Consider the following 10372-nt stretch of genomic DNA (forward strand, 5'->3'; position numbering starts at 1 on the left):
GCTCTGCGCCCCCGACCCACCAGTCTTGCCCCTTTGGGAGAGCATCATGGCCAAACCTGCGATCCGTTTTGTCTGCGCCGAGTGCGGGGCGACCCATTCGAAATGGTCCGGGCGCTGCGACAGCTGCGGGGCGTGGAACACGATCTCGGAAGAGGCACCGCTGAGCGCAGGTCCGGGCAAGAAGAGCCTCGGCGCCGCACGCGGGCGCACGGTGCCCTTGGGGGATCTCGCGACCGAGGACGCGCCCCCGCCGCGGATGATCTCCGGCATGGCGGAGCTCGACCGGGTGCTGGGCGACGGTCTGGTGGAGGCCTCGGCGGTGATGGTCGGTGGCGATCCGGGGATCGGGAAATCGACGCTTCTGCTGCAGGCGGCGGCGAGCTTTGCCCGGGCCGGATCCAAGGCGATCTACATCTCCGGCGAGGAGGCCACGAGCCAGGTCCGCATGCGCGCCCGCCGTCTGGGTCTGGCGGATGCACCCGTCAAGCTGGGCGCGGAGACCAATCTGCGCAACATCCTCACCACGCTGGAGGCCGAGGCGCCCGAGGTCGCGATCCTCGATTCGATCCAGACGCTCTGGTCCGACACGGTGGACAGCGCCCCGGGCTCCGTCTCGCAGGTGCGTGCCTGCTGCCATGAGCTGACGACATTCGCCAAGCGCAGCGGCACCAGCGTCATCCTCGTGGGTCATGTCACCAAGGAGGGTCAGATCGCCGGCCCCCGAGTGGTCGAGCACATGGTCGACACGGTGCTTTATTTCGAGGGCGAGCGCGGGCACCAGTTCCGCATCCTGCGCGCGGTCAAGAACCGCTTTGGCGCCGCCGACGAGATCGGTGTCTTTGAGATGACGGGCGGGGGTCTCGCCGAGGTCGGCAACCCTTCGGCCCTCTTTCTGTCCGGGCGCGATGCCCCTGCCCCGGGCGCGGTGGTCTTTGCCGGGATCGAGGGCACGCGACCCGTCCTCTGCGAGGTGCAGGCTTTGGTCGCGCCCTCGGCCCTGGCCAATGCACGGCGCACGGTGGTGGGCTGGGACAGCAGCCGCCTCTCGATGATCCTCGCGGTGCTCGAAGCGCGCTGCGGCATCCCCTTCATCGGGCTCGACGTCTATCTCAACATCGCGGGCGGCCTCAGGATCAGCGAACCGGCGGCGGATCTGGCCGTGGCCGCGGCCCTCCTGTCGGCGCGCGAAGATGTGGCATTACCGCCAGATATGGCGATCTTTGGCGAGATCAGCCTCTCTGGCGCCCTGCGACCGGTGGGTCAGACGGAAAACAGGTTGAAAGAAGCGGCAAAACTTGGTTTCACCAAGGCGCTTGCCCCGGCGGGCAGCAAAACGGGAACGACCGCGGGACTATCGGTGCAACAGATGCCGGATCTGGCCACGGTGGTTGGAGACATGTTCGGGGCCGGTTGATCGCCCTTGGAAGAGTGAGCGCGGCTATGGACGGATTTACCCTGGTTGACGGCATCGTGGCGGGTGTCATCTTGGTCTCGGCCCTGCTGGCCTTCTCGCGCGGGCTCGTGCGCGAGGTCATGGCCATTGCCGGATGGATCGCCGCCGCGATTGTCGCTTTCCTCTTTGCTGGACAGGCTGAGCCTCTGCTGAAGGAACTTCCCTATGTGGGCCCGATCCTGCGCGACAGCTGCGAGTTGGCCATCATCGCAGCCTTTGCCGCGGTCTTTGCCATCACGCTGGTGGTCGTATCGGTCTTCACCCCGCTCTTTTCCGGGCTGATCCAACGCTCAGCACTTGGCGGGGTCGATCAGGGGCTCGGGTTCTTCTTTGGCGCGGTACGCGGCATCCTTCTCGTGGCGGTGGGGCTTCTGGCCTATGACCGGATCATGACCACCGAAACCATCCCGATGATCGAAGAGAGCCGCTCGGCCTCGATCTTTGGCAACTTCTCGGCCCGCCTCGAGGCGCAGATCCCCGAGGATGCAACGGGCTGGATCGTGGGCCGCTACGAAGAGCTCGTGGGCAATTGCGGCGCGCCGAGCTGAGGCGCCCGCCCGTCCCCCGAAAGCCCCGCACGAGACAGTCCTGACCATGCGCTAACGCAGCGGTGACGCTACGGCAGCCAATCTCCCTCCAGCACTGAATTGCAGGAGGCAGAGATGGACAGCTTCATTTTCAATCGCGACGCGCTGGACCGGATCGAAGAGATCCCGGGCGAAAGCCTGTTCACGCCGGACGCTCTGACCATGCCCCGTGTTCTGGGCGTCTGGGGATCCGATGGTGCCAGCCTGCAATCGCCCGATCTGGCGGGCATGCATATCGACCCGGTGATCGCCGGGACGACCGAGCCCATGCTCGATCTGTCCGCCGATAGTCTTTTCTAACGAGTTCCTGAGTTCCAGCCTTGCGGCCCGTCTCGCCCCTCTCGGGACGGCCCGCAGGCCCGGTTGCAAGAACCCCTGGGGTCCCAGCCCCTCCCTCCCGAAGGGGTTCGAACGGAGGCGAGCGTCCCCAAACGCAGCGCGGTGTTTCCCCAAGACCTGCGCCTCGCCTCCTCCCTGCTCTGCAGGGCCAGCGCCTGCCCAGCGATTGGGCAGGCGTTTCGTCTTCTCGGGATCGGTGCAGAAACTTCGCGCCCGCCCCTCGCCCGCCCCGCAATCCGGTCTATCTGCCCGCGCGAGAGCCATTGGCAGGGTTCCGGTGCGGCTGCGACATCCACACATGTGATAGTTTCGTGACAGATGCAGCTTCAGCGATTACACCTCGCCGCGACCGCAAATGGATTCGGAGCGCCCCTTGTCCCACTCTGACACGCAAGCCCCCGAGATGCCCCCGGCCCATCCCTTCGATGACGACAAGCTTCGTGAGGAATGCGGCGTTTTCGGGGTGATTGGTGTCTCGGACGCAGCGAATTTCGTGGCCCTCGGCCTGCACGCGCTGCAACACCGCGGACAGGAAGCGGGGGGAATCGTCTCCCATGCCCAGGGGGCAGGCTTCAACTCCGCACGCCGCTTTGGCTATGTGCGCGACAATTTCACCAAGGCCTCGCTGATGGAGACCCTGCCGGGCCCGCTGGCCATCGGCCATGTGCGCTATTCCACGGCAGGCTCCAAGGGCAACACGGCGATCCGCGACGTGCAACCCTTCTTTGGCGAGTTCTCCATGGGCGGAGCGGCGATTGCCCATAACGGCAACATCACGAATGCCGACGCCCTGCGCCGGGAGCTGATCGAGCGCGGCTCGATCTTTCAAAGCTCTTCGGACAGCGAGTGTATCATCCATCTGATGGCCCGCTCCCTGCAGAAATCCATCCCCGAACGGATGAAAGACGCGCTCCGCAGATGCGAGGGCGCGTTTTCCGTTGTGGCGATGACCCGCACCAAGCTGATCGGTGTGCGCGACCCGCTGGGCGTGCGTCCGCTCGTGCTGGGCCAGCTTGGCGATGGCTGGGCGCTGGCCTCGGAGACCTGCGCGCTCGACATCATCGGCGCGGATTTCGTGCGCGAGATCGCCCCGGGCGAGATGGTCGTGGTCACCGAAGAGGATGGCGTGCAGAGCTACTTCCCCTTCGAGCGGCAACCGAGCCGGTTCTGCATCTTCGAACATGTCTATTTCTCGCGCCCCGACAGCATCATCGATGGCCGCTCGGTCTATGACACGCGCCGGATGATCGGGGTGGAGCTCGCCAAGGAGAGCCCGGTCGAGGCCGATCTCGTCTGCCCCGTCCCTGATAGCGGCACGCCCGCGGCCATCGGGTTCAGTCAGGAAAGTGGCATTCCCTACGCCATGGGGATCATCCGCAACCAGTATATGGGCCGGACCTTCATCGAGCCGACCGAGCAGATCCGGAACATGGGCGTGCGCCTGAAGCTCAACGTCAACCGCGCTCTGATCAAGGGCAAGCGCGTGATCCTCGTGGACGACTCGGTGGTGCGCGGCACAACCTCCCGCAAGATCAAGGAGATGATCCTCGATGCCGGCGCGGCGGAGGTCCATTTCCGCATCGCCTCGCCCCCGACCTCCTGGCCGTGCTTTTACGGGGTGGACACGCCCGAGCGCGAAAAGCTGCTGGCCGCGACCATGTCCGAGGAGGAGATGCGCGATCATCTGGGCGTCAACAGCCTGAAATTCATCTCGCTCGATGGGCTTTACCGCGCTGCGGGCGTCACCGAGGGCCGTGACCCGAACGCCCCCCGCTACTGCGATGCCTGCTTCTCCGGCGAATACCCGGTGGCGCCTTCCGACATGCTCGAAAAAGGCTTCCAGCTGCGCACCGCCGCAGAATGATCCGCTACCGCCCGCACCATTTCCTGTGCTCGCTCGGGTTCGAGGGGAAAGGCTATTCCGACGGGTTCACCGCGAATATGCACAGCCTCGTGGTGGGTCAGCTGCGCGCGCCGGGGGGCGATGCTGTGGAGATCGAGGTGACCGCGATCACCGATGATATCTGCGCCCCCTGCCCCAAGCGGCGCGGGCGGCTTTGCGTGGACCAGGGCAAGATCACCCGGCTGGATCGCGCCCATGGGGAGGCGCTGGACTTCGCCGCCGGAGACCGGATCACCTGGGGCGCGGCGCAGGACCGGATGGCGCAACTGCGGCCCGAAGATCTCGACCGGATCTGCGCGGGCTGCGCCTGGCTCGAGATGGGGATGTGCAAGGCTGCCCTCGCGCGCCTGAAAGAGACCCGCGCAGCGCTGGACGCGGAGGCTGCTGCCCCTACCCTTCGGGCAGGGTAGCCCGCGGATCCGCAGCGCGCCCACAGGCTAGATCGGGGGCGCGCTCATGGACGCGATTTTCACGCAATTCGTCACGCTTTGGGTGGTGATCGACCCCGTGGGCACGATCCCGGTCTTCATCGCCGTCACCGCCATGGTCGCGCCAGAGCTGCGCAAGACCGTGGCGCGCGATGCCAGCTTGTTCGCCATCGGCATCCTGCTCTTCTTCCTCGTGCTGGGACAGTTCCTGATCGAGGGGTTGGGGATCAACCTCAACGCGTTCAAGGTCGCGGGCGGGATTGTTCTCTTCCTCTTTGCCCTGACCATGATCTTTGGCGAGCCCAAGCAGAAAACCGACCAGAAATTCAGCGAAACCTGCGGTGGGACGGGCGATGTCTCTCCGGCGGTGTTTCCGCTCGCGGTGCCCTCCCTCGCCTCGCCGGGCGCGATGCTGGCGGTGGTGCTGCTGACCGACAAGGACGAGATCGAGATCGCCTCGCAGGCTGTGACAGCCGGCCTCATGATCGCCGTGGTGTTCTGCGCCTATCTCTGCATGCGGCTCGCGGATCCGATCATCCGGCTGATCGGGAATGAGGGCTCCGCGATTGTCAGCCGGGTGATGGGGATGATCCTCGCCTCGGTCGCGGCGGATACGGTGCTGCGCGGGCTCGTGAACATCTTCGTGCTGGGCCAGACCGGCTGACGGGCGCCTACGCGCCCAGTTGTTTCGACATGCGGAAGTTGCGCAGACGGATGCCCTCGCGCTCGACCTCTTGCGCGGCGTCCACCTGCCATCCCTGGCGTTCGAAGAACGGGCGTGCACTGAGGCTGGCTTCGGTGCGCAACGCGCTCAGGCTCCGCCGCTGTGCCTCTGCCTCAAGCGCTTGATAGAGGCGCCATGCGACGCCGTTGCCCGCCACATGTGGCGCGACATAAGCCAGATCGATCCGCCCCTGGGGCTCCAGCGACATGAAGCCGACAACAGCACCCTGCTGGATCGCGAGCTTGCAGGTCTGGCCGCTCAACCGCGCGGCCCAGATCTCGGGCGGACGCGGCGCTGCCCCCGCCCAGGCGGTCTGCTGCTCCGGCGTGTAATGCGCGCCGGTTCCGAGATGCACCGCATCAAAGAAAAGCTGCGCCACCGCGGCGGCATCCTCGGGGCAAAAATCGCGCAAGGTCAGGTCGGGCATGGTGGCACCATTGAGAGGGAGAGACGCAAAACGCCGCCCCGGATCGGAGCGGCGTTTCACCGAGTTGTTGAAAGCGTGTGGCCGATCAGGCCTTGCGCAGGACCTTCCACGCGCCGGAGACGATCAGCGCCGCGATCAGCGCCTTGACCGCGTCACCCAGCAGGAACGGGCCCATGAACCATGCCCAGATCTTGTCCCAGCCGATGCCGACCCAGCCGCCTTCGATGCCGAAGGAGGAGGCGACAGCCATGGGCCAGATCACGCCGGGGATGTAGACCAGCGCGGAGGCAACGAGCGCCGCGAGTGCGGTGCCGAGGAAGCCCTTGGCCAAGCCCCGCTCAGCGGCGAGGCCAGCGGCGAAGGCCACCAGCACGAAGCCGATCAGGAAGCCTGCGGTCGGGCCCGCGAAGGCAACGCCGTTCATGCCATTGGCGAAGACCGGCAGGCCTGCGAGGCCCTGGCCGAGATAGGCCACCAGCGTGACCGCGCCCAGCCGCGAGCCATAGGCAAAGCCCACCAGCAGGATCGCCAGCATCTGCAGCGTCATGGGGACCGGGATCATCGGGACGCTGATCTGAGCGGCCAGAGCGATGAAGGCGGATCCGCCGAGGACCATCAGTGCCTTGCGCAGAAGGGTGGTTTCGCCGAGCGCGGCTTGGGACAGGGTCAGGGAGCTCATCACGTTCGTCCTTGTGTTGCAACGATTGCTCCGGTTTTTTTCGCGCGCGCGGCATAAAGTCAAGCGCGACGCAGATGCGCACCCCCTTGCGCTCCCCGCGCGGTCGGGCCTAAACCCCGCGCCATGGCATATGATTTGCAGGATAAAATCGCTCTTGTGACCGGTGCGTCCCGGGGGCTGGGACATGCGGTCGCCGAGGCACTGGCGGCACGCGGCGCCCATGTGATCGCGCTGGCCCGGACCGTGGGCGGGCTCGAAGAGCTGGATGACCGGATCCAGGCGGCAGGTGGTCAGGCGACCCTTGCGCCGATCGATCTGACCAAGGATGACGCGGTTGCGGGCATCTGCCGGGCGATCTTTGATCGCTGGGGCCGGATCGATCTTCTGGTGCATACGGCGGTCCATGCGCCGCCGCTTGCGCCAGTAGATCACGCGGATCCCAAGGATTACGCCAAGACCTTTGCCACCAATGTGGAAGGCACCCAGCGGGTGATCCGGATGGTTGCGCCGCTCTTGCATGCCGCTCCGGAGGGGCGGGCCGTGTTCTGTGCGGATCCCCGGGCGGGCGAGAAGTTTTTCGGCCTCTACGGGGCCTCCAAGGCTGCGGAGGCCGCGCTGGTCGCGAGCTGGGCGGCGGAAACGGCGACGCTTGGGCTGCGGGTCGAGAGCTTCACACCCGAGCCGATGCCCACAGCCACCCGCGCGCGGTTCTTCCCCGGCGAAGACCGCGACGTCCTGAGCACCCCGTCCGAGCAGGCGGCTCGCCTTCTGGCGCTGCTCGACGCCTGAGACGGACGGGTGACGAGGGCGCCGTTCCCATGGGAACGGCGCGGACACGCTCCGATCCACGGTTTCTCTATTCCCGCCATCTAAACCGATGCGCGTCTGCCGCGTCCATATGTGGACGCGGCGCCCAAGCCTTTCGCCTTGCGCTCCGCGCTTTACCCCGACCGCCCTCGTCGCTAACAGGGATCAAGGCAGAAAACAGGGGCGGACATGCGCATTCTCATCACCAATGACGACGGTATCAACGCCCCGGGCCTGCAAGTGCTGGAGGAGGTCGCCGCCGAGATCGCCGGTCCCGATGGCGAGGTCTGGACCGTTGCTCCCGCCTTCGAGCAATCCGGCGTCGGCCACTGCATCAGCTACACCCAGCCCACCATGATCGCCGAACTTGGGCCCCGCCGCTTTGCCGCCGAGGGCAGCCCGGCCGATTGCGTCATGGCCGGTCTCTATGACGTGCTGCCCGACAGCCCGCCGGATCTCATCCTCTCGGGCGTGAACCGGGGCAACAATTCAGGCGAGAACGCGCTTTATTCCGGCACCTTGGGCGGCGCCATGGAAGGCGCCTTGCAGGGCCACAAGGCCATTGCCCTGTCGCAGTATTACGGCCCGGCCATGGCAGGTGCGGAGGATCCCTTTTCCGCCGCGCGCCTGCACGGGGCCGAGGTCATCCGCAAGCTTCTGGCCGCGGATCAATGGACCGGCCCCGACTACCGGACCTTCTACAATGTGAACTTCCCCCCGGTTCTTGCCGATGAGGTCCAGGGGATCAAGGTCGCTGCCCAGGGCCTCCGCTCCCATGCGCGGTTCCAGATGGAGGCACAGATTTCGCCCGCCGGGCGCCGCTTCCTCTGGGTCAAGGGCAGCCCCCAAGGCGTGCCCGCGCAGCCCGGCACCGATGTCACCGTCAATCTCGACGGGTATATCTCGGTCACGCCCATGCGCGCAGATCTCACGGCCCATGACCTGATCACACCGCTGGAGGCTGCCCTCGCATGAGCCCCACGCCGGAACAGGTCATGCAGTTCCTCTACGCCCTGCGCTCGCGCGGGGTGCGGGATCGTGCTGTCCTGACGGCGATGGAGAAAGTCGACCGGGGCCTCTTCGTCGAGGGGGTCTTCTCCGACCGCGCCTATGAGGATGTGCCCCTGCCCATTGCCTGTGGTCAGACCATCAGCCAGCCCTCGATCGTGGGGCTGATGACCCAGGCCGCCGAGATCGGGCCCCGGCACCATGTGCTCGAGGTCGGCACGGGCGCGGGCTATCAGGCCGCGATCCTCAGCCAGCTCGCCCGCCGGGTCTGGACGGTGGAACGTCACCGCCCCCTGAGCCGCGCCGCCGAGCGTCGCTTCAAGGCGCTGGATCTGACCAATGTCACGGTGATCAGCGGCGATGGCAGCTTCGGCCTGCCCGATCAGGCGCCGTTTGACCGGATCGTGGTCACTGCGGCTGCCGAAGATCCGCCCGGTCCGCTCTTGGCGCAACTGCGCGACGGGGGTATCATGGTGGTGCCCGTGGGGCAGTCGGATGCGGTCCAGAGCCTGATCAAGGTGACCCGGACCGGCGATGGGTTCGAATATGAGGAACTGCGCAGCGTCCGTTTCGTGCCACTGGTCGAAGGCGTCGCCAGCGAGAGCGGAACCTGAGGCAGGTCCCGATCGCGGCGCGGCCCGGACGAGACAAGAGACAGCCCGAGGACCCCGGTCCGAGGATCGATTGCCGGAAGATGCGACCCAAGAAGAGGCGCCCCGGCCCAGAGCAGAGGCGAGAGTCATGACCCCATTTCCGAATTGCGCGCCCCGCGTGTCGCGGTCCCGAGGGCCCGCAATGCTCATCTGCAGCGCCCTGGCCCTGGCCGGGTGCAGCGGATCCAATCTCGATTTCGACATGCGGGACGCCTTTGGCGGCCCCTTCTCCACGGCCGAGGCTGCGCGCAACGCCAGCGCCGCCCGACCCGCGGCGGATGACCGGGGCGTGATCTCCTACACGGATTACCAGGTGGTCGTCTCCCGCAGCGGAGACACTGCCGCGTCCATCGCCGCCCGACTGGGCGTGGATGCCGGAGCTTTGGCCCGGTTCAATGGCTTGTCCCCCGATACGGTCCTCCGGGAAGGGGAGGTTCTGGCCCTGCCAACCCGTGTGGCCGAGGCTCCTGGCACCGTGGATATCGCGGCCCTGGCCACGGGCGCGATCGACCGCGCAGAGCTGCCGGAGACCGCCAGCGATGCAGCGCCGGTCCAAAGCGCGGCACCCTCCGAGCCCCTGCCCGGGGCCACGCCGCAGCAACACAAGGTACAGCGTGGAGAGACCGCCTATTCCGTCGCACGGCTTTATGATGTCTCCGTCCGCGCCCTGGCCGATTGGAACGGGCTGGGACCGGATCTGACCGTGCGCGAGGGGCAGGTCCTGCTCGTCCCGCTGGCGGCGGAGACCCAGACCGCTGCCGTCGCACCGGTGGAGACGACGACCGCGCCGGGCGAGGGCAGCGTGGCGCCCCTGCCCCCAAGCTCAAGCACGGCCTTGCCGGAGCCGGAGCCCGTGGCCGCTGTTCCAGATGCACCGGAGCTTGGTCAGTTCCAGACCGGCGCCTCGGATACGGCAAGCTTCGCCTTCCCCGTGGCCGGGCGAATCATCCGCGACTACGACAAGGGCAAGAATGACGGGATCGGCATTGCCGCCAATCCCGGCACGCCCGTTGTGGCCGCCGGTGATGGAGAGGTGGCTGCGATCACCCGCGATACGGATCAGGTCCCGATCCTCGTGCTGCGGCATCCGGGCAACCTGCTGACGGTTTATGCCAATGTGGGCGAGATCGCGGTGGAGAAAGGCGACACGATCAAGCGCGGCCAACAGGTCGCCGCGGTCGCGCCCGGCGATCCGTCCTTCCTGCATTTCGAGATCCGTGAGGGGATCGAGAGCGTGGATCCGGTCCCCTATCTGAACTGACCTCCGGGCTGGCGGCAAGCGCCGTTCACATGTGAACGGCGCGGCCCCGCATTGCACTTCCCGCGATCATCCGATCAAACGCCCGCAATGGGGCGCGTCCTCG

Annotated in this window: 12 protein-coding genes; 10 read left to right on the forward strand and 2 right to left on the reverse strand. The window is 66.7% G+C overall.

Going from position 1 to position 10372, the window contains the following annotated elements; translation table 11 throughout:
- Nucleotides 1-46: 46 nt before the first annotated feature.
- The 6 genes from radA (at nt 47) to ACP153_RS22665 (ending at nt 5374) form a co-directional block, all read left to right on the forward strand.
- The gene (radA, locus tag ACP153_RS22640) at nt 47-1414 is read left to right on the forward strand and encodes a DNA repair protein RadA (RefSeq protein WP_424973281.1); all 1368 of its coding nucleotides are present in this window, start codon (nt 47-49) and stop codon (nt 1412-1414) included.
- Nucleotides 1415-1440: 26 nt separating this feature from the next.
- Nucleotides 1441-2001, forward strand: a complete 561-nt coding sequence (locus ACP153_RS22645; protein WP_424973282.1) for a CvpA family protein — start codon at nt 1441-1443, stop codon at nt 1999-2001.
- A gap of 114 nt (nt 2002-2115) precedes the next feature.
- Nucleotides 2116-2340 carry a hypothetical protein gene (locus ACP153_RS22650; RefSeq protein ID WP_424973283.1) on the forward strand — a complete coding sequence of 75 codons (225 nt, stop codon included), beginning with the start codon at nt 2116-2118 and terminating at the stop codon, nt 2338-2340.
- 442 nt (nt 2341-2782) lie between these two features.
- Entirely contained in the window at nt 2783-4243 is a 1461-nt protein-coding gene (gene purF, locus ACP153_RS22655; RefSeq protein WP_424973295.1) for an amidophosphoribosyltransferase, read from the forward strand.
- Nucleotides 4240-4692 carry a DUF1284 domain-containing protein gene (locus tag ACP153_RS22660; protein ID WP_424973284.1) on the forward strand — a complete coding sequence of 151 codons (453 nt, stop codon included), beginning with the start codon at nt 4240-4242 and terminating at the stop codon, nt 4690-4692. Before purF ends, ACP153_RS22660 begins: the two co-directional genes overlap by 4 nt.
- A gap of 46 nt (nt 4693-4738) precedes the next feature.
- Complete coding sequence (locus tag ACP153_RS22665; protein WP_424973285.1) at nt 4739-5374, forward strand: MarC family protein; 636 nt, start codon at nt 4739-4741, stop codon at nt 5372-5374.
- A 7-nt stretch (nt 5375-5381) separates the two neighbouring features.
- Here the strand turns inward: ACP153_RS22665 and ACP153_RS22670 are convergent, their stop codons facing one another.
- A complete protein-coding gene (locus ACP153_RS22670; RefSeq protein WP_424973286.1) occupies nt 5382-5861 on the reverse strand; it encodes a GNAT family N-acetyltransferase in 480 nt (159 codons plus the stop codon).
- Between the two features lie 85 nt (nt 5862-5946).
- The gene (locus ACP153_RS22675) at nt 5947-6540 is read right to left on the reverse strand and encodes a biotin transporter BioY (protein ID WP_424973287.1); all 594 of its coding nucleotides are present in this window, start codon (nt 6538-6540) and stop codon (nt 5947-5949) included.
- A 123-nt stretch (nt 6541-6663) separates the two neighbouring features.
- Here ACP153_RS22675 and ACP153_RS22680 point away from each other — a divergent pair, with 123 nt between their 5' ends.
- The 4 genes from ACP153_RS22680 (at nt 6664) to ACP153_RS22695 (ending at nt 10269) form a co-directional block, all read left to right on the forward strand.
- Complete coding sequence (locus ACP153_RS22680; RefSeq protein WP_424973288.1) at nt 6664-7329, forward strand: SDR family NAD(P)-dependent oxidoreductase; 666 nt, start codon at nt 6664-6666, stop codon at nt 7327-7329.
- 207 nt (nt 7330-7536) lie between these two features.
- Nucleotides 7537-8322: a 5'/3'-nucleotidase SurE gene (gene surE / locus ACP153_RS22685; protein ID WP_424973289.1), complete on the forward strand. Its 786-nt coding sequence runs from the start codon at nt 7537-7539 to the stop codon at nt 8320-8322.
- Nucleotides 8319-8969 carry a protein-L-isoaspartate(D-aspartate) O-methyltransferase gene (locus ACP153_RS22690; protein WP_424973290.1) on the forward strand — a complete coding sequence of 217 codons (651 nt, stop codon included), beginning with the start codon at nt 8319-8321 and terminating at the stop codon, nt 8967-8969. Before surE ends, ACP153_RS22690 begins: the two co-directional genes overlap by 4 nt.
- A gap of 181 nt (nt 8970-9150) precedes the next feature.
- Nucleotides 9151-10269, forward strand: a complete 1119-nt coding sequence (locus ACP153_RS22695; RefSeq protein ID WP_424973291.1) for a LysM peptidoglycan-binding domain-containing protein — start codon at nt 9151-9153, stop codon at nt 10267-10269.
- Nucleotides 10270-10372: the final 103 nt, after the last annotated feature.

Source organism: Dinoroseobacter sp. S76 (genome assembly GCF_049801095.1).
Classification (GTDB): Bacteria; Pseudomonadota; Alphaproteobacteria; order Rhodobacterales; family Rhodobacteraceae; genus Dinoroseobacter.

What these genes read in the sequence shown, in the direction of transcription:
- ACP153_RS22650 (WP_424973283.1), top strand. Translation starts at nt 2,116, where the DNA reads ATGGACAGCTTCATTTTCAATCGCGACGCGCTGGACCGGATCGAAGAG.
- purF (WP_424973295.1), top strand. Translation starts at nt 2,783, where the DNA reads ATGCCCCCGGCCCATCCCTTCGATGACGACAAGCTTCGTGAGGAATGC.
- ACP153_RS22675 (WP_424973287.1), bottom strand. Translation starts at nt 6,540, where the DNA reads ATGAGCTCCCTGACCCTGTCCCAAGCCGCGCTCGGCGAAACCACCCTT.
- ACP153_RS22695 (WP_424973291.1), top strand. Translation starts at nt 9,151, where the DNA reads ATGCTCATCTGCAGCGCCCTGGCCCTGGCCGGGTGCAGCGGATCCAAT.
- ACP153_RS22670 (WP_424973286.1), bottom strand. Translation starts at nt 5,861, where the DNA reads ATGCCCGACCTGACCTTGCGCGATTTTTGCCCCGAGGATGCCGCCGCG.
- ACP153_RS22645 (WP_424973282.1), top strand. Translation starts at nt 1,441, where the DNA reads ATGGACGGATTTACCCTGGTTGACGGCATCGTGGCGGGTGTCATCTTG.
- ACP153_RS22660 (WP_424973284.1), top strand. Translation starts at nt 4,240, where the DNA reads ATGATCCGCTACCGCCCGCACCATTTCCTGTGCTCGCTCGGGTTCGAG.
- ACP153_RS22665 (WP_424973285.1), top strand. Translation starts at nt 4,739, where the DNA reads ATGGACGCGATTTTCACGCAATTCGTCACGCTTTGGGTGGTGATCGAC.
- ACP153_RS22690 (WP_424973290.1), top strand. Translation starts at nt 8,319, where the DNA reads ATGAGCCCCACGCCGGAACAGGTCATGCAGTTCCTCTACGCCCTGCGC.
- ACP153_RS22680 (WP_424973288.1), top strand. Translation starts at nt 6,664, where the DNA reads ATGGCATATGATTTGCAGGATAAAATCGCTCTTGTGACCGGTGCGTCC.
- radA (WP_424973281.1), top strand. Translation starts at nt 47, where the DNA reads ATGGCCAAACCTGCGATCCGTTTTGTCTGCGCCGAGTGCGGGGCGACC.
- surE (WP_424973289.1), top strand. Translation starts at nt 7,537, where the DNA reads ATGCGCATTCTCATCACCAATGACGACGGTATCAACGCCCCGGGCCTG.